This window comes from Emticicia sp. TH156, from assembly GCF_002855535.1.
In the GTDB taxonomy this organism is placed as follows: Bacteria; Bacteroidota; Bacteroidia; order Cytophagales; family Spirosomataceae; genus Emticicia; species Emticicia fluvialis.
This window is the reverse complement of record NZ_PKRS01000009.1, coordinates 155,667-174,050: the sequence shown is the minus strand read 5'-3', so window position 1 is coordinate 174,050 and position 18,384 is coordinate 155,667. Positions and strand designations below refer to the sequence as shown.

Annotated in this window: 14 protein-coding genes; 6 read left to right on the top strand and 8 right to left on the bottom strand. The window is 40.4% G+C overall.

The genetic code is table 11. The features are described from left to right. Window positions 1–37 precede the first annotated feature (37 nt). Complete coding sequence (locus C0V77_RS17450; RefSeq protein WP_101727639.1) at window positions 38–724, top strand: hypothetical protein; 687 nt, start codon at window positions 38–40, stop codon at window positions 722–724. 100 nt (window positions 725–824) lie between these two features. Here the strand turns inward: C0V77_RS17450 and lpdA are convergent, their stop codons facing one another. Beyond that, entirely contained in the window at window positions 825–2,225 is a 1,401-nt protein-coding gene (gene lpdA / locus C0V77_RS17445; protein WP_101727638.1) for a dihydrolipoyl dehydrogenase, read from the bottom strand. Between the two features lie 59 nt (window positions 2,226–2,284). Beyond that, entirely contained in the window at window positions 2,285–3,448 is a 1,164-nt protein-coding gene (locus C0V77_RS17440) for a sigma-54 dependent transcriptional regulator (RefSeq protein ID WP_101727637.1), read from the bottom strand. 213 nt (window positions 3,449–3,661) lie between these two features. Between C0V77_RS17440 and crtD the strand changes: the two genes are divergently transcribed. Further along, window positions 3,662–5,137, top strand: coding sequence for a 1-hydroxycarotenoid 3,4-desaturase CrtD (gene crtD, locus C0V77_RS17435; protein ID WP_101727636.1), 1,476 nt, complete (start codon window positions 3,662–3,664; stop codon window positions 5,135–5,137). On the opposite strand, the gene C0V77_RS17430 is transcribed toward crtD, so the two are convergent. From C0V77_RS17430 to C0V77_RS17420, 3 genes are all read right to left on the bottom strand, one after another. Beyond that, window positions 5,134–5,898 carry an alpha/beta fold hydrolase gene (locus C0V77_RS17430; RefSeq protein WP_101727635.1) on the bottom strand — a complete coding sequence of 255 codons (765 nt, stop codon included), beginning with the start codon at window positions 5,896–5,898 and terminating at the stop codon, window positions 5,134–5,136. The genes crtD and C0V77_RS17430 overlap by 4 nt on opposite strands. A gap of 241 nt (window positions 5,899–6,139) precedes the next feature. Beyond that, the gene (locus tag C0V77_RS17425; protein WP_101727634.1) at window positions 6,140–7,015 is read right to left on the bottom strand and encodes an aldose 1-epimerase family protein; all 876 of its coding nucleotides are present in this window, start codon (window positions 7,013–7,015) and stop codon (window positions 6,140–6,142) included. Window positions 7,016–7,189: 174 nt separating this feature from the next. After that, a complete protein-coding gene (locus tag C0V77_RS17420; RefSeq protein ID WP_143706123.1) occupies window positions 7,190–7,594 on the bottom strand; it encodes a hypothetical protein in 405 nt (134 codons plus the stop codon). A 296-nt stretch (window positions 7,595–7,890) separates the two neighbouring features. Here C0V77_RS17420 and C0V77_RS17415 point away from each other — a divergent pair, with 296 nt between their 5' ends. After that, window positions 7,891–9,195 carry a TolC family protein gene (locus tag C0V77_RS17415; protein ID WP_101727632.1) on the top strand — a complete coding sequence of 435 codons (1,305 nt, stop codon included), beginning with the start codon at window positions 7,891–7,893 and terminating at the stop codon, window positions 9,193–9,195. 124 nt (window positions 9,196–9,319) lie between these two features. Beyond that, window positions 9,320–10,558: a DNA (cytosine-5-)-methyltransferase gene (gene dcm, locus C0V77_RS17410; protein ID WP_101727631.1), complete on the top strand. Its 1,239-nt coding sequence runs from the start codon at window positions 9,320–9,322 to the stop codon at window positions 10,556–10,558. On the opposite strand, the gene C0V77_RS17405 is transcribed toward dcm, so the two are convergent. From C0V77_RS17405 to C0V77_RS17395, 3 genes are all read right to left on the bottom strand, one after another. Next, a complete protein-coding gene (locus C0V77_RS17405) occupies window positions 10,534–11,298 on the bottom strand; it encodes an Eco47II family restriction endonuclease (protein WP_101727630.1) in 765 nt (254 codons plus the stop codon). The genes dcm and C0V77_RS17405 overlap by 25 nt on opposite strands. A 74-nt stretch (window positions 11,299–11,372) precedes the next feature. Then, window positions 11,373–13,520, bottom strand: a complete 2,148-nt coding sequence (gene scpA, locus C0V77_RS17400) for a methylmalonyl-CoA mutase (RefSeq protein ID WP_101727629.1) — start codon at window positions 13,518–13,520, stop codon at window positions 11,373–11,375. A gap of 178 nt (window positions 13,521–13,698) precedes the next feature. Then, on the bottom strand, window positions 13,699–14,124 hold the full coding sequence (locus C0V77_RS17395; RefSeq protein WP_143706122.1) for a helix-turn-helix domain-containing protein: 426 nt from the start codon (window positions 14,122–14,124) through the stop codon (window positions 13,699–13,701). Window positions 14,125–14,394: 270 nt separating this feature from the next. Here C0V77_RS17395 and C0V77_RS17390 point away from each other — a divergent pair, with 270 nt between their 5' ends. Together C0V77_RS17390 and C0V77_RS17385 are read left to right on the top strand one after the other, a co-directional pair. Then, the gene (locus C0V77_RS17390; protein ID WP_101727627.1) at window positions 14,395–16,821 is read left to right on the top strand and encodes an ABC transporter permease; all 2,427 of its coding nucleotides are present in this window, start codon (window positions 14,395–14,397) and stop codon (window positions 16,819–16,821) included. A gap of 172 nt (window positions 16,822–16,993) precedes the next feature. Next, window positions 16,994–18,358, top strand: a complete 1,365-nt coding sequence (locus C0V77_RS17385) for an aldehyde dehydrogenase family protein (RefSeq protein WP_101727626.1) — start codon at window positions 16,994–16,996, stop codon at window positions 18,356–18,358. The last annotated feature ends 26 nt before the right edge of the window (window positions 18,359–18,384 follow it).

Below are 18,384 nucleotides of genomic sequence, written 5' to 3'. Positions count from 1 at the left end.
AGCCCATATTCAGGTATGGGCTCTTACTTTAACATCTATGAACATCCGATACCTGACTGCTACATTCCTTTTACTGATTTCTGAATTATTTGTCAATAAACTTCCGGCAGTTGAGGAAGTTTTTTGGACTGCTACCCTCCGCTTGATTGCAGCCATTGTATTGGTTGCCTGGTATTATAATTTGAGAAGACCGCTTCAGACAACGACAGACAAACTATTCATTGCTACGCTTATTTTTCCGGTTTTTATTTCGCTTTGTGTGATCGTTTATCCTGATGGGCTAAGAATTTTCAACCTTCTAATACATGCAGGTATACTGATACTCTGGACAAAGATTTTTAAAAATATGGGCGCAGAAATCAAGACAAAGGACGAATCATATAAGTTTTTGAGAGTTATACCGGTTTACGCCCTGGTACCCATTTTATTTTATATCATTTCATTGCACCCATCCCTACCCTTTCTTGAAGAAATTCTGCTTTTAATTTATACGGTCATATATGTTTACGCGGCCACGCTGGCATCATTTCTACCCATAGGCGGAACAAATAAGTTCTGGCTTAGCTGGAGTGTTGTTTTAATGGCTTTTGCCAATTTACTGGTGTTTTATAATACGTATGTGGAGCCTCTGCCCTGGTTAAGTTTTATTCCGAGAACCATTGTGATACTTTCAAGGTGCATTCTTATTTTTGGAATGGTTGAATACTTCAAAACCAAAGAGTAGATACATTAAGGTTTGAAAGTGATCAGGATACTCGCCAGGTTAAAATGAAAAAGCCCTAGTAAAAACTTACTAAGGGCCTTTTGCAGGTAAATGGCTTTTGTTAAACGTGAATAGCTCTGTTTTCAGTAGCGGCCAGCGCTGCTTCTTTAACGGCTTCCATGTAAGTAGGGTGTGCATGAGATATACGGGCAATGTCTTCGGCACTGGCTCTGAACTCCATAGCCGTTACTGCTTCTGCAATCATATCTGCCGCTCTTGCACCTATAATATGTACGCCTAATACTTCGTCTGTTTCTTTGTCAGCCAGAATTTTAACCAGCCCGTCGGTATCACCACTGGCAGTAGCGCGGCCCAAAGCTTTGAAAGGAAACTGGCCAACCTTGTAGCTAACCCCTTTTGATTTGAGTTCTTCTTCTGTCTGACCTACGGAGGCAACCTCAGGCCAGGTATAAACCACACCCGGTATCAGGTTATAGTTAATATGTGGTTTTTGGCCACTAATGGTTTCGGCCACTAAAACACCTTCCTCTTCGGCTTTATGAGCCAGCATGGCCCCTCTTATTACGTCTCCGATAGCATAAATGCCTTTCACGTTTGTTTCAAGTGTGTGCTCATCAACTACAACTTTGCCGCGGTCGGTAATAACACCGGCTGCCTCCAGATTCAATCCGTCTACATAGGCTCTTCTGCCAATACAAACCAAACAGTAATCACCTTTTATCTCAACTGGTTTTCCGTCTGCTCCATCGGCAGTTACAGCAACTTCTTCACCCAGATTTTCAATTTTTGTAACCTTGGTATTGAAATAAAAATCTGCACCAAGTTTTTTTACAGACTTCTGCAATTCTTTACCCATTGTTTTATCCATGGTAGGAATCATCGAATCCGCAAACTCTACAAAGGTAACTTTGGCTCCAAGACGTGCATAAACAGACCCTAATTCTGCGCCAATTACACCCGCGCCAATCACAATCAGGTGTTTAGGTATTTCTGTCAGGTTCAAAGCCTCGGTGCTGGTAATAATTCTTTTCTTATCGTAATTCATAAAAGGCAGAATAGTGGGCTTAGAACCCGTAGCTATTATCACCTTTCCCGAAGTAATTTTTTCATCAGTTCCGTCTGCTTTTTTTATGTTGATTGTATTTTTATCAACAAAAGAGCCAAAACCATTATAAACCGAAATTTTGTTTTTCTTCATCAGAAAATTAATACCGCCGTTCATTTTCTCAACAACACCTTTTTTACGGGCCATCATTTGTTCAAGGTTAACTACCGGAGCCTGTATTTGTATTCCATGCTCGGCAAAATGATGCGTGGCATTGTAAAAATGCTCCGACGAGTCTAGCAATGCCTTTGATGGAATACAACCTACATTAAGGCATGTGCCACCTAAAACACTATATTTTTCTATGATTGCGGTTTTCATTCCTAACTGCGCCGCTCTGATAGCCGCGACATATCCACCGGGACCCGAACCGATTACCGTTACATCGTATTGCATGTGATTATAAATTTTATTCTTTTTTTTATTTTTTCAGACTCATTTCGTTCGCCATCGGGTCAATAACCCATTCCGGCATATAACTTTACATCATCGAGCGTAATTGATGCTTCGCACATAATTACCAGCCGTTCAATCACGTTTCTAAGCTCCCGTACGTTACCAGTCCACTGAAGATTTTTCATGTATTCCATTGCATCAGGCTCAAATCCCTTTACTGAGTCTCCGTACTCATCAGCAATATCCTGTAAAAATTTCTCAGCCAGTAAAGGTATATCCTCTTTTCGGTTAGCCAGCGAAGGCACGTATATCGGAATCACGTTTAGCCGATGGTATAAATCTTCCCTGAAATTCCCTTCAGCAATTTCCTTTTTTAAATCTTTATTGGTAGCTGCTATTACCCTTACATTCACCTTTATTTCCTTTTCTCCGCCAACCCGGGTAATCTTGTTTTCCTGTAAAGCCCTAAGTACTTTAGCCTGTGCAGAAAGACTCATGTCTCCAATCTCGTCAAGAAAAAGCGTACCGTTATCTGCCTGTTCAAACTTGCCTATTCTTTGTTTGATGGCCGATGTAAACGCGCCTTTTTCATGCCCGAAGAGTTCGCTCTCAATCAGCTCAGACGGAATAGCCGCACAGTTTACCTCTACCAAAGACTGATTCCGGCGATTACTCTTCTCGTGAATCTGTTTGGCAACCATCTCCTTACCAGAACCGTTAGGCCCGGTAATTAACACACGGGCTTCGGTAGGGGCTACGCGGTCTATAGTATCTTTTACTCGCTTAATCAGGTCAGATTCCCCAACTATCTCATTTATTTTATAAATTCGTCTTTTCAGCGTTTTTATCACCTCTACATCTTTGCTCTTTTCTATGGCGTTCCGAACCGTTATCAGCAACCGGTTTAAATCAGGTGGTTTGGTTATAAAATCATAAGCCCCGCGTTTGGTAGCCTCAACGGCGTTTTCAACATTACCAAATGCCGAAATCATAACAAATTGTGTTATTACTCCTTCCTCTTTGGCTTTCAGCAGCATATCAAGACCATTGAGCTTGGGCATCTTTATATCGCATAGGGCTACATCATAATGTGTTTTTAACACCATCGCCAACCCTTCTTCTCCATCTTTGGCCTCGTCTACCTCATATTGCTCATATTCAAGAATGTCTCTCAGGGCATCACGAATACTCTTTTCATCATCAACAATTAACAATTTTGCCATTACAGATTTATTAGGGTAACCAATATAACTTAGTCTATCCGAATTGTTTAATTTTACGCCGCAAAATAGTGAAAAAATAGGAAAAGCCCTTATGAAATTATGGTAAAGTTGGATTAATAGTTGTTGCCATCTCCTGCCATCAGCTTACATTTTCAAACAATCCGGCGGCACATTTGTTATTTTTTTACTATCCTAAAAAGACAGATTCTATCAATGAAAGCAGGTATTATTGGTGCCGGTATCGGAGGTATAGCCACGGCTATCAGACTGAAAAACAAAGGTTATGATGTAGAAGTTTTTGAGGCCAATGACTACCCCGGTGGTAAGCTAAGCAGCTTTGCGCAAGGCCCATACAGGTTTGATGCCGGGCCATCTTTATTTACCATGCCTCAATTGGTAGATGAGTTATTTGAATTGTCTGGTAAATCGGCAAACGATTATTTTGAGTATATCCGCCTTCCGGAAGTGTGCCGGTATTTCTGGGAAGATGGCACCAAACTTAATGTTCCTGCCGACACTTCTGCATTTGCCAGGGAGGCCGAAAAACAATTGGGCGAACCAGCAGCAAAAATAACAAAGGCATTGAAAGACAGTGCCTTTAAGTATGAAGTGCTAAGCGGCCTTTTTCTTGAAGACTCGCTCCATAAGTTATCAACCTGGACCTCCGCAAAGGCTTTAAGAGGCTATCTGAATCTGCCCAAAATGGGCATTTTTAATACCATGAACGATGCCAACGTGCAGTTTTTTTCAACACCCAAGGCCGTTCAGTTATTTAATCGTTACGCTACCTACAATGGGTCTGACCCATACCAGACACCGGCAACGATGAATATCATTCCGCATCTGGAGTATAACATCGGGGCTTTTTTCCCGAAAAATGGTATGTATGGCATTACTGAAAGCCTGGTAGCTTTGGCAAAAGACCTGGGCGTGCAGTTTCATTTTAACTGCCGAGTAGAAGAAATTCTTGTAAAAGATAAAAAAGCAACGGGACTAAAGTTAAAGGCAGATAATACTGAGGAGTTGCGTATGTTTGATGTGCTCGTGAGCAATATGGATGTTACACCAACTTACAGAAAACTACTGCCCAATGCTAAACACCCGGAGAAACTGCTTAACCAGCCCAAAAGTGGTTCGGGTCTCATTTTTTACTGGGGCATCAGAAAAGAATTTAATGAGCTAGGATTGCATAATATTTTCTTTTCTGATGATTACCAAACTGAATTTAAGTACCAGTTTCAGAAAAAAACCATTTACAGAGACCCCACTATCTACCTGAACATCACCTCCAAATACAAGAAAGATGATGCCCCAGCCGGATGCGAAAACTGGTTTATTTTGCTGAATGCACCTGCCAATGATGGGCAGAATTGGGATAACATTATTGAAGAAGCCCGGCGTAACGTGATAGAGAAGCTAAGCAGAAACCTGAAAACCGATATTGAACCTCTGATTGAATCTGAATCAGTGCTTGACCCTCGGACAATTGAACTCAGAACATCATCAGTACAGGGGGCATTGTATGGCAATAGTTCAAACAACAAATTTGCTGCGTTTTTGCGCCATGCCAACTTCTCATCGCAAATCAATAATCTATATTTTGTAGGTGGTAGCGTGCATCCGGGCGGAGGCATTCCACTGGCGCTTTCCTCGGCTAAAATTGTTGGTGAGATGATAAAGGAGGTTTAGCCAATAAATTGAACCACGGCCTCTACAAACTCATTAGGTTTATCAGCTTGAATCCAGTGGCTGGCCCCTTCGATGGTCTCTACCACAGCATTCGGAAAAATTTTCTTAATGGCAGGTATATCTTCATCGTAGATATAGCCAGACTCACTACCCCGCATAAATAGTACGGGTTCCGAGATTTCGTGGGTATCAGTAAAATCTCCGCCTATCTGGTATATTTCTCTACTTAACACAGGCAGATTAATGCGCCAGTCGAACTTGCCCATTTCATTCCGGTAAAGGTTCTTCAAAAGAAACTGACGTTCACCAACGCTGGTTACGTATCTGTCTAGCTGTAACTCTGCTTCTTTTCTGTTAGTGAGTTTGTCTAAATCAATAGAATTTAAACCCTGAATGATGTGGCCATGATGCGACGGATAGAACTTAGGGGCAATGTCAACAATGATTAATTTACTGAATTTCCCCTCATGCTGCATGGCAAAATGCATCACGGTTTTGCCACCCATTGAATGACCTATAATTATTGGTTTATCCAGTTGGTGGTCGTTAATGAACTCATTCAAGTCCTGGGCCATCAGCTCATAGCTAAAATCTTCACTTCGTGGCGACTGACCATGATTGCGGGCATCGAGTGCATACACAGCAAAGCCTTTATCGGCTATCATTTTACTGATGGTAAACCAATTATCTGACGAACCAAAAACACCATGTAGTATCAATACAGGCTGACCTTCGCCTGTTTTTCTAAAGAAAAGTTTCATCTGATGGTAATCATTTAATCTATCCGGCGGTAAAGATAGGATTTTATTGTATACGGATTTAGTGAATGAGCAATTGAGTGAGTTAGTGATTTAGTGATTGAGTGAATGAGTGGTTGTTATATTTTGGGTCTAAGAGCTGGTTAGTGAACAAGAGTCGCAACTCAGATACTCAATTATTCTAATTTCTAATTGTAAGAGCAATAATTCATTCACTAACTAACTAATTCACTCAATCACTCATTCACTCATTCCCAATCTCCACCTTCCAGGTTCTTTCAAAGGTTTCTGTTGGAGCCAGTGCGTTAATTCCTTCTTTTTCTTCCAGATTCCGGTTATGAGCAACGCTGTCTGCAATGCCACACCAGGGCTCAATACAAACGAAATCGGCATCTTTAGCTGCCCAGATACCCAGAAAAGGGAATCCTTCAAAATGGAATTTAAGCTGGTTATCAGTTTTGGCTGATTTAAGTGTAACGGAGTCAGACTGTAAATGTTTAAATACCAGAGCATCCTGATAAAATAATTCTTTAGTTAATGGCAGGATACCTGAATCGCCCGTAATTGTTTCCGGCTCTGATTCTATCAACCCATCTTTATCCAAAGGCCATTTTTTCAAATCTTCAACCTTGTTAAATTCTAAGAAATAATCATTGTAGGTAGTACCTTCTGCAAAAGGCACCTTAAAAGCCGGATGACCCCCAATAGAAAAAAACATAGCACTATTGCCTGTATTTTTTACTTCATACTTCAGTTTTAACTGATTGGCTTCTGTTGAATAATGCAAACGCAGCTCAAAAGTGAATGGAAAAACCTGTAAAGAAGAATCATCTTCAGTCAACAGAAACACCACACTGCTTTCTGATAGTTTTTCAATTTCAAATACCCTGTCGCGCGCAAAACCATGCCTTGGCAGAGCATATTCCTTATTATCATAAATAAAAGAATTGCCTTTTAATGACCCGATAACAGGGAACAATACCGGTGACGACTTACCCCAGTATTTAGGGTCGGCAGACCACATATACTCGGTATTTGTAGGTTTATCTATTAAACTTACCAACTCAGCTCCTTTAGGATTGATGGTGGCACTTAAGATTTCGTTCTGAATGGTTATCATACAATTTGTACTTAAAATATCGGTTCGCAAGTTACATATCTCTGGCAATTGTCTGACAAAAAAAAGAGCACTATTTCTATAAATTTATCAACTGGCAAAACCCAAAAAACAAAGGGCAAGGCCAAAGGTCTCACCCTGTTATTACGAAAAAGCATTATTAATAAAACTCATTTACTAATATCTTCCATAGCGGTCGTGGTATCTGCCTCCGGCATAGCCACGGCTATATTCATCATAGGTTATACGATCTCTGTCCCTTTTCTCGCGAGCTATCCAGTTGTTCAGCATGGCCAGGTCCTGCGCTAATTCGCGGCGTTCAAAGCCATCCAGTCTTCCATCACGTTTAAATCTGTTCTCTTTCAATTCAATTCTTTCTGCCTCTCTCAGCAAACGTTTGGCTTCATTAGAGGTAATTCTGCCGCTTTCAATACCAAAAGCAATCTGGCGGAGGGCCTCACGCTGGTAGCTGTCTATTCTGTCATAACCATTATCAAAACGGCCGGGTCTGTCATATCCTCTTTGCGCATTAGCAGAGATGGCTCCAGCCACCAACATTGCTACAAACATTAACTTTCTCATAGTAAAAATCGGGTTATTAATTCTTCTTGTTTTATGATTGAATCTTTGTTTTTGTTATTTGATTCTTAGATGAGAATTACAGGCTTAAAGTTTATCAGCCATTTGTTAATGATTCGTTAAGAGAGATAAGGCCCTATCAATGAACATTTTACAACAACACAAATCAATAACAGCAACCTTTATGTTTATTTTGATTATATTGTCATACATAAGTTTAATGCCACTTTTTTTCCGTCTTATCAAAATAAATACGCCAGCTTTTTTATATGTATTTACTTTTGAAAAAAAATTAATCTATGAAACCGACTATTTACGCTTTTATATTCTGCTTTGCCACAGGAAACGCCCTTGCCCAAAAGATTAGCTTGAATGAAGCCGTACAGAAAGGGTTAGCGAACCGACTGGAGCTAAAGGCTCAGAATCTGAATATTCAGATAGCCGGCACTGAAAATGAAAAGATAAAAGCCAGATGGCTGCCACAGATAAGCGGTAATGCGGATATCCGCTGGAATACCCAGTTACAAACTACTATTTTACCCTTTGCCCTGCCAGGTTCTGCAGAAACCCAGACAGAGGTAAGACTAGGCCGACCCTTTAATAACTCGTTTCTGGTGCAGGCAGAACAGAAGGTATATGATGCCAACAGAAAAATTGACCTTCAACTGAATAATACCCAACTGGATGCACAGAAGAATAATCTGGAGCAATTAAGCGTGAATCTGAAACAGGTTATTACTGAAGCTTATTATAATTGTGTGTTTGCAAAAGAGCGGCTAACCCTATCGGTTTTGGCTTTAGAGAGATCTAAAAGTTATCTGGAAGCAGGCAAAGCGCGTTTTGATCAGGGAGCTATTCTGAAAAATGATCTGGACAAACTTGAACTGGATGCCAGCAACGCCCAATTGGCACAAACCAGGAATCAACAAGACTATGACCTTAGCCTGATAGCTTTGCAATACCAGCTGAATACTTCTGAAATGGTAGAGCCCGGTGAAGACCTGCAAGCCATATTTGGCTATTCGCAAGTTGTGCAGGGGCAATTGAACATTGAAAACAGGGCTGAAATAAAGGCAGAACAATTGAGCAGGCGTTTGAATGAACTGAATGCACAAAAGCAACTGGCCCGTAACAGGCCGACGGTTTCGGTTTATGGCAATTACTCGTATTTCCAATTATCTGAAACCCTTAATCCGTTTGAAAAAAACACCTGGTTTCCGGCCAATTATATCGGTATCAGAGCCAATGTACCTATTTTTGATGGTCGGCAGGCGAGATTAACCGCTAACGATTTCAGGGTAAGGCAGCAAATAAATGTTTTGAATGCCGAGCGGCTAAGAAACGATTTCAGTTATGAATCAAAAAGCACCTGGAATACCTTGCAGCAATCAATATTGAATCTGGAAGAAGCCCGGAAAAATATTGACCTGGCACACAGGATTCTGGAAACTGATAAGTTTCGTTTTGAAAAAGGCGTTATATTGCTTTCAGATCTTAAAAATACCGAATACGCACTTCAAAACGCCGAAACCCAGTATCTCTCGAGCATTTATAACTTTCTGATAGCTAGTGTAAGGTATAAAAAGGCTAGTGGGAATTTGTGAGCTTCATTTGTATTCATGATGAATTCCAAGGTTAAGTATTAAATTATTTATTGTTTCTTTAAATTTGATTTTATAATTTTTTGCCTTATTTTTGTAACCATGTATAACGTTATATAAGTTGGTTATGGAAGATTATTACACAATATCTGAAGCCTCCAAACTATTAAATAAAACCAAAGAAACATTAAGGCGATGGGATAGAGAAGGAAAGTTGCCAGCTGTTCGTGAACCAATTAGTAATTATCGTGCATATAGAAAGGCTGACATAATGACATTATTTTCTGATTTTATCCCGCAAGATTCAAAAGAATCAACTACGAATTATATTGAACCAATAAAGGACTTTACCGTTTTAGAACTTTTTGCCGGTGCGGGGGGGTTAGCTGTTGGATTAGAAAAAGCAGGTTTAAAATGTGTCGCTTTAAATGAAATTGATAAATGGGCTTGCCAAACGCTTAGATATAATAGACCTAATTGGAAAGTTCTTGAAGGAGATATTAAATCTTTTGATTTTACAGAGTATAAAGATAAAATTGATATTGTTACAGGTGGATTTCCGTGCCAAGCGTTTAGTTATGCCGGAAAAAAACTTGGGCTCTCTGATGCAAGAGGAACATTGTTTTATGAATTTGCAAGAGTAGTTAACGAAGTTAACCCATTATTATGCATAGGAGAAAATGTAAGAGGCTTATTAAGCCATGATAAAGGTAGAACTTTAAATGGAATGATATCTATTTTAGACGAAATTGGTTATAATGTTGTACCTGTGCAGGTCTTAAAAGCAATTAACTATAGGGTACCTCAAAAAAGAGAACGTCTTATATTAGTAGGTATTCGTAAAGATTTAAGTATTAAATATGAATACCCTAAACCATATAAAAAAATTTATACATTAACAGATGCTTTAAAAAAAGGTGAACTGTTTAATAGTAATGTACCTGAATCTGAGGGAGCAAGATATCCTAAAAGTAAAGTAAAAGTCTTAGATATGGTACCTCAAAAAGGTTATTGGCGAGATTTACCTTTAGAAATTCAAAAGGAATTCATGGGAGGTAGTTTTTACCTAGGGGGAGGAAAAACCGGGATGGCTCGTAGAATTGGCTGGGATGAACCATGTTTAACATTGACATGTAGCCCTGCACAGAAACAAACAGAAAGGTGTCATCCGGATGAAACTCGTCCGTTTACTGTTAGAGAATATGCGCGTATTCAAACATTTCCAGATGACTGGAAATTTTCAGGTTCTTTGGCTCAACAATATAAGCAAATCGGAAATGCTGTTCCTGTCAACTTAGGTAGAGAAGTTGGTTACTCAATTATTAAATTTTTAAATGAACATTATTCCTCTTTAAATCCCAAATAATAACTATAATTTTCAAATGTAATCTGGTCTAAAATACTCTTTTTTGTCAAAAGCGTTTCTGTTTTAATTTCTTCTATTGCTGAGTTTTTTGCTATTTCGGATTGCCTATCCAAAGTTTCCAGAAAATCTTTAATCGCTAATGGAAGTGCTTGATACAACTGAAAAAATGCATCATCTCGACCTGTTAATAGTGCGTAAAATTTATCTCCAGAAATTTTACGCACTCTACTATGGCTATATTCTTTACCATTTATTTCACCAGTCCATAATTCATCAAAGCTACCTTTAGCAAGAATTTGAACCCAATAACATCTTGCTTTTTTGAAAGAATCTGCAAAACGTGCCAATTTTTGAAATAGTGCCTCTGCCGAACTACTATTCATTGTATTATGCTTATTTTTGATATCCGCAAACAACGTATTGTCAGTAGCCTTAATATCAAACCCACTTAATTTACCTACTTCAAAACCTTGAATGCCTCCTAAAACTTGCTCATGAAATGTTCCGATGGAATTATTTATAGATTTATCAATTTGTCTCAAAACCTCTGACTGAATAAGGTCTTCTTCGTCAATTTCATTGAATCTGGAATCAAAAGTAAGTTTAATAGTATCAACTTTATTAGCATAAAAACTTTTCTTGGTAATGTTATTTTTTGCTTTTAGGTACGATTGATGAAGATTTGAGATGCACTGCAAAAAATGTTCATCTGTTATATAACTTAAATATTTATTAGTCATTCTTTTAACAATTTATGCTCTGGTGGCTTACGAAATGTATATTCAATTGTTTATTTTAAAGTTACTAGTTATCCCTACTCCCCCATTAACTCTTTTAATATCTTTTGTGCGGCAATTGAAATTACCGTACCCGGGCCAAATACACCTTTTACGCCGGCATCGTACAGAAATTGGTAGTCTTGCGGTGGAATTACTCCACCTGCAATAACCATGATGTCTTCACGGCCCAGCTTTTTCAGCTCTTCAATTAACTGTGGCACCAGGGTTTTATGACCTGCTGCCAGGCTTGATGCCCCTACAATATGTACATCATTTTCAACTGCCTGCCTGGCCGTTTCTTCGGGCGTCTGAAAAAGCGGCCCGATGTCTACATCAAAACCTAAATCAGCAAAACTGGTGGCAATTACTTTGGCGCCGCGGTCGTGGCCGTCCTGACCCATTTTAGCAACCATAATTCTTGGCCTTCTGCCTTCCAATTCAGCAAATTTATCTGCCATTTCTTTAGCAATCCTGAAGTTTTCATCGTCTGAAACCTCAGACTGATACACACCTGAAATAGAGCGGATGGTTGCCTTGTGGCGCCCTGCAATCTTTTCCATAGCATAAGATATCTCTCCGAGGGTAGCCCGCTTACGCGCTGCTTCAACGGCAATAGCCAGCAGATTATCATCAAATGAGCCGCTGGCATGTGCTGTTACCTCAGTTATTTTGTTTAAAATTCGCTCAACTTCTTCATTGTTTCGCTCGGCTTTAATTTTTTCAAGTCTTTCAATCTGCTTTCTGCGTACATCCTGATTATCAACCTCAAGCAGCTCAATTTTTGTTTCGGTGGTAGTCTTATACTTATTCACCCCAACTATTATATCTTTCGCTGAGTCAATTCGCGCCTGTTTTCGGGCGGCAGCTTCTTCAATACGCATTTTAGGCAAGCCCGTTTCAATGGCTTTGGTCATGCCACCCAGCTGTTCAACTTCTTCTATTAAAGCCCAGGCTTTTTCTACCAGTTCTTTGGTTAGATACTCTACATAATAGGAGCCGCCCCAGGGGTCAACCACGCGGCAAATCTCGGTTTCATGCTGAATAAACAATTGCGTATTACGGGCAATGCGCGCCGAAAAATCGGTTGGCAAGGCAATGGCTTCATCCAGCGAATTGGTATGTAATGATTGCGTGTGCCCTAAAGCAGCAGCCATTGCCTCGATAGTGGTGCGGGCTACATTATTGTAAGGGTCTTGTTCGGTAAGCGACCAGCCCGAGGTCTGGCAATGCGTTCTTAAAGCCAGCGATTTAGCATTTTTAGAATTAAACTGTTTCACAATTTTAGCCCACAGCAATCGCCCTGCTCTCATTTTGGCAATTTCCATAAAATGGTTCATGCCTATACCCCAGAAGAACGAAAGCCGGGGGGCAAAATCATCAATATCCATACCGGCTGCTATTCCGGTTCTGATATACTCCAGCCCATCAGCCAGGGTATAAGCCAGCTCCAGATGCGCCGGAGCCCCCGCCTCATGAATATGATAGCCCGATATAGAGATTGAATTAAACCTGGGCATAAGCCGAGAGGTATAAGAGAAAATATCTCCTACTATGCGCATTGAAAATTCTGGTGGATATATGTAGGTATTACGCACCATGAATTCTTTCAGAATGTCGTTCTGGATGGTTCCTGAAAGTTGTGCAGGTGCTACGCCTTGTTCTTCAGCCGCTACAATATAAAAGGCCATAACTGGCAGCACTGCGCCGTTCATGGTCATAGATACTGACATTTCATTAAGTGGAATCTGATCGAAGAGAATCTTCATATCTTCAACAGAGTCTATGGCTACACCGGCTTTGCCTACGTCTCCAACCACGCGGGGGTGGTCAGAATCGTAACCGCGATGTGTTGCCAGGTCAAATGCAACCGAGAGCCCTTTTTGCCCGGCGGCCAGATTTCTGCGATAAAACGCGTTCGATTCCTCAGCCGTTGAAAAACCGGCATACTGACGAATTGTCCAGGGTTGCATAACATACATAGTGCTGTAAGGCCCTCTTAAATAAGGGGGTAAACCTGCAGAAAAACGCAGGTGTTCTGCCTGAGCCATATCTGTAGCCGTAAAAAGAGGCTTTACGGGAATCCCTTCTGCTGTTTTGAAAACAGGCGCCGCCTCATCGGTTTTAGCATCCTTTACTTCTTCTTTTTTTTCAAAAAGCTTTATGTTCGAAAAATCCGGCTTCATAGTTTATCTCTAACGATTTACAAAATCGTAATATAATTCACAGGTAAATATCTTCTTTTTTTATACACAAACCAATCCAATTTCTCAATTTTACTCTGGCCGGAAACAAAAAAAGTTTGCCCCCAGAAGAGACAAACTTTCATAAAAATAGAAGTAGATTTGTTTCAAAAAGTTTTCGTTATTGATAAACAAGCTCCTTGGCTCCCAGCCCATTATTGTTTACTTCAACCAAAGGAACATTATGTGATTGTTTTGGCAAGTCTTTCAGTGCATGAATACCTCGTTCTTCCCAGGCATCTAACCAGTTGGTTATGGTTGCCCTGCTTACCTCAAAGATGTCAGACAAGGTAGTAACATTATATCCTTTAAAACTTAAAAGTATTGCTTTGGCTCGTTCGCGCTCACGATAATTTCTACTATGCCTTGAAACTTCGCGCAGATGCTTTACCTGTTCAGGAGTTATTTTCCTTACATACCTCATAAGCAAAACGTTTAAATTAATAGTTAATAGCTCTTTCGATATCTGACCTTCATTTTTGACGGGCAAATGATTCGATTTAACCAATGCCAGCGTGTAGAAAGTCTCTAAAATGGAAGACGACAAAAGATTTAATAACGCTGTGGAAATTATGAAAATTATTTTGAAGTGTTTAAACAACCTATCCGGACCAGGCACTTGCGCAGAAAACTAACACTGCATAAAAATCGGCAAAAGGCAAATAAAATGCTAAAGGCATGCTTTAAAGTGAGGCATATTATTGTTTCATCCCATTTTTTTTACACTTCAAACCATTTTTTTATTGGGGTATTAATTTATCTATATTTTCGTTCAGGCTACATAAGTGCCATTTGCTCAGCATTTTACAAACATATTATGATTGCAAGTTATATTAAAACCGCCCTGCGAAGTCTAATGAGAAACAAATTGTTCTCGTTCATCAATATTATAGGGCTGGCCGTAGGTATGTCTGTCGGGTTATTGCTGATTGCATTTATACTAGACCTGCAATCATACGACAGGTTCCATAAAAACGGAGACCGCATTTACCGTATCACCCATGTAGTTTCAGAAAACCGCAAGCAAAATGGCAAATTTGCTACCACTTCTATTAAAACCGGAAAGCTTATCCGGCAAAAAGTTAAAAGCATTGCAGAAGTAGCCATTCTGAGAAATGATTTTTCGCAAAATGCCAGCGTTGGCAGCAACACTCTACCTGTAAAAGGCATGTGGGCTGAATCGTCCATTTTCAGAATTTTCACTTTCCCGCTTCTCGAAGGGAATCCGGAAACGGCATTGAAAGAACCCTACTCTGTTGTGCTTACACAGGCAACCGCCAGCAAATTATTCGGAAGCCAAGACGCCTTAGGCAAAGTAATTACTTTTGATACGCTCAATTATCAGGTAACTGGCATAATGAAAGATGTTCCGTTCTTTTCTCATATAAATTTTGAAGCGCTGGTTTCATTGTCCACGGCTGAACAACTGAATATCAATAACCCTGGTTTTGGTAACTGGACAAATGCCTCTTCTAACTTCGTTTACCTTCTGCTTCCCGAAAATGCAGATAAAGAATCAGTGCAAGCTCAGCTCAATGCCATTGCACACGAAGAAAATCTTGCCTTAAAAAACATGAGTATTCAACTTGAGCTGCTCCCATTAAATGGTATTGTTGTTGGTGAAACTCTACGGGCGTCTGAAGGAGGGCCGGGTGCTTTAGGGCCGCACGTATCAGAAGTAGTTTTATGGATTCTCGGCGGCCTTGCACTGGTGGTCATACTTTCTGCCTGCTTTAATTACACCAATCTTTCAATGGCACGGGCCATGCGACGTTTCAAAGAAGTGGGCGTCCGAAAAGCCATTGGAGCCGTAAAAAACCAGATAGGTCAACAGTTTCTGGTAGAATCAATCCTGTTATCGCTGGCAGCTCTGGTCTTGTCATTCTTTATATTTCTTATCTTACGGCCACAAATTATCAACATTGCTCCGGAAATGCAACGTATGGTAAAGCTGGAACTGTCCATAACCTTGATACTATATTTTATTGCCTTTGCGGTTTTGGTTGGTGTCATTGCCGGATTTTTACCTGCATGGTTGTGTTCTAAAGTCAACGCTAGTAACGCCTTGAGGAACACATCAACAGTAACCGGATTCAGGCTCTTAAAATTCAGGCCTTTGCTTGTGGTAATGCAATACACCCTTACACTTATTTTTATCACAACAACTGCCATTGGTTATGTGCAGTATAAAAATATACTGGCATTTGACCTGGGCTTTAATACCGAAAACATTCTGAACATTGATATGCAAGGCAACAAGCCTGATGCATTAATGAAAGAACTGAGCGAAATGCCGGAGGTATCTGCACTGTCACGCTCACTAATAATTACAAGCGTTGGTAATGCCTGGGGTGGTTTTATGAAATACAGTGACACACGCGATTCTGCATTGGTAATGACAAACCATGTAGATGAGAATTATTTGAACCTGCATGAATACAAGCTCCTGGCTGGAGGGAATTTTAAGGCAAGACCCGTTACACCAGATGCCGTTAGAGAGGTAATTGTAAATGAACAGTTCTTAAAACGATTTAACATTGCAGCCAAAGACCCGGTAAAGGCAATTGGCCAAGAAGTTAGTTTCAGTAATTTCAGTGTGCATAACCGCCGGATGACCATTGTGGGTGTAATGAAAGACTTTCACTATGGTAAAGTTGAAAACCTGATTGAGCCGGTGGCTTTTATGCCGTGGATACCCGGAGACAGAACAGTAGTTAATGTTAAAATCAGAAGTGCTGATATTCCGGCAACGATGGCCAGGATAGCATCGGCATGGAAGAAGACTGACCGCAATCAAGTATTGAATGCCAAATTTTACAAAGAGGAAATCGAAGAAGCTTATACTGAGTTTTCGACCATGATAAAGGTTATCGGCTTTTTGTCTATTCTGGCTATTTCTATATCTTCACTGGGCCTGTTGGGGATGGTGGCGTACACTACTGAAACGCGGCTGAAAGAAATTGGTATCCGCAAAGTGATGGGGGCAAGCTCAAGTAACCTCATATTTCTGCTTAGTAGAGGATTTCTGATAATGTTATTGGTATCTGCGCTGATTGCGTTGCCGGTTACTTATGTTTTTTTTGAAAAATATATTCTAACCAATTTCCCATACCATACCCCAGTGCAGTTTACAGAATTGTTTATTGGTTTGCTGGCCGTATTGCTTATTGCGGTTATCTTGATAAGCTCGCAAACCATGAAAGCCGCACAGAGTAACCCTGTTAATGTATTGAAGAGCGAATAACTAGGATAAAATTGGTTTATTGAAGCTTTGTTGAAGGCGCAATTCTACGCCATTCATTGGTAATTTACGTTCTTTTGTTAATAGCCCGAATACTATCTTTTTCTGTATAATTTTGTAGTTTTGCTTCAGCAATTAATTATCACAGAAAAAGGTTTTTATTCGTTATATTCTCATGCAGATTGTCAATCCGGCCACCGAAGAAATTATTACAACCCTTGTTGAAGACTCCCCTGAAAGTCTTCAAAGTAAATTAAAAACGCTTCAAAAAGGGCAAAAAGCCTGGGCAAAAGTTTCGCTAAAAAAACGTATCGGCATAATAGCCAGGTTTTCGGATTTACTGGCAGAAAACATTGAAGCACTTGCAGCTACCTTAACGGCTGAAATGGGCAAACCTCTGCAACAGGCGCGCAACGAAGTAAACGGAGCCAGAGCCAGAATTAAATACTTTGTAGATAACTCGCAAAAGTATCTGAAAGACGAAACGGTAACACGTCAGGAAGGGTTAACAGAAAAGATTTCTTATGAACCACTGGGGGTTATTTGTAACATATCTGCCTGGAACTACCCTTTTCTGGTTGGGGTAAATGTGTTTATTCCGGCGCTTATCGGGGGCAATGCCGTTTTTTATAAACCATCTGAGTTTTCGACATTGACGGGACTAAACATTGAGAAGTACCTGAAAAAAGCGGGTGTACCCGAAGAGGTGTTTCAGGTGGCTATTGGTGCCAGAGAAGTTGGAGAACAATTACTTGAGATGCCTCTGGACGGTTATTTCTTTACAGGCTCTTACAAAACCGGCCTTTATATTTACGAAAAAGTGGCCAACAAAATGGTGCCGTGTCAGTTGGAATTGGGCGGTAAAGACCCACTTTATGTAGCCGACGATGTGGCAGACATTGCATCGGTAGCGGCAGGTACTGCTGATGGCGCTTTTTATAACAACGGCCAGAGCTGTTGTGCAGTAGAGCGAATTTACGTGCACGAAAAAGTGTACGACCAGTACGTTGATGCCTTTGTAAAAGAAGTGCAGTCTTACAAAATTGGGCAGCCTGATGAGGAGGGCGTATATATTGGCGCGTTAAGCCGCCAGTCTCAGCTAGGCTTTCTGGCGAATCAGGTGAAGGATGCTACCGAAAAAGGTGCCAATCTGTTAACTGGTGGTAAAAGCGTAACAGGTAAGGGCTATTTCTTTGAGCCAACTGTTTTAACCGGCGTTACACACCAAATGGCTGTGATGAAGGATGAGTCGTTCGGGCCAATTATTGGTATAATGAAAGTGAAAGACGATGCAGAAGCCACTAAACTGATGCAGGACACTGAATATGGTTTAACTGCTGCGGTTTATACTGCAGACAAAAAACGTGCTGAGAAAATATTGCAACAAATTAATGCAGGAACCAGCTACTGGAATTGCTGCGACCGTGTCTCGGCACCACTTCCGTGGAGCGGACGAAAAAACTCTGGTTTTGGCTCTACGCTTTCACATGCAGGTATCAGGGCATTTGTAAAACCCAAGGCGTGGCATTTGAGAGGTTAATGCCTTATGAACAGAAGAGAGCACCT

Bases quoted from the DNA above. Each gene is read 5' to 3' on its own strand.
- C0V77_RS17450 (WP_101727639.1), top strand. From the start codon at position 38: ATGAACATCCGATACCTGACTGCTACATTCCTTTTACTGATTTCTGAA.
- lpdA (WP_101727638.1), bottom strand. From the start codon at position 2,225: ATGCAATACGATGTAACGGTAATCGGTTCGGGTCCCGGTGGATATGTC.
- C0V77_RS17440 (WP_101727637.1), bottom strand. From the start codon at position 3,448: ATGGCAAAATTGTTAATTGTTGATGATGAAAAGAGTATTCGTGATGCC.
- crtD (WP_101727636.1), top strand. From the start codon at position 3,662: ATGAAAGCAGGTATTATTGGTGCCGGTATCGGAGGTATAGCCACGGCT.
- C0V77_RS17430 (WP_101727635.1), bottom strand. From the start codon at position 5,898: ATGAAACTTTTCTTTAGAAAAACAGGCGAAGGTCAGCCTGTATTGATA.
- C0V77_RS17425 (WP_101727634.1), bottom strand. From the start codon at position 7,015: ATGATAACCATTCAGAACGAAATCTTAAGTGCCACCATCAATCCTAAA.
- C0V77_RS17420 (WP_143706123.1), bottom strand. From the start codon at position 7,594: ATGAGAAAGTTAATGTTTGTAGCAATGTTGGTGGCTGGAGCCATCTCT.
- C0V77_RS17415 (WP_101727632.1), top strand. From the start codon at position 7,891: ATGAAACCGACTATTTACGCTTTTATATTCTGCTTTGCCACAGGAAAC.
- dcm (WP_101727631.1), top strand. From the start codon at position 9,320: ATGGAAGATTATTACACAATATCTGAAGCCTCCAAACTATTAAATAAA.
- C0V77_RS17405 (WP_101727630.1), bottom strand. From the start codon at position 11,298: ATGACTAATAAATATTTAAGTTATATAACAGATGAACATTTTTTGCAG.
- scpA (WP_101727629.1), bottom strand. From the start codon at position 13,520: ATGAAGCCGGATTTTTCGAACATAAAGCTTTTTGAAAAAAAAGAAGAA.
- C0V77_RS17390 (WP_101727627.1), top strand. From the start codon at position 14,395: ATGATTGCAAGTTATATTAAAACCGCCCTGCGAAGTCTAATGAGAAAC.
- C0V77_RS17385 (WP_101727626.1), top strand. From the start codon at position 16,994: ATGCAGATTGTCAATCCGGCCACCGAAGAAATTATTACAACCCTTGTT.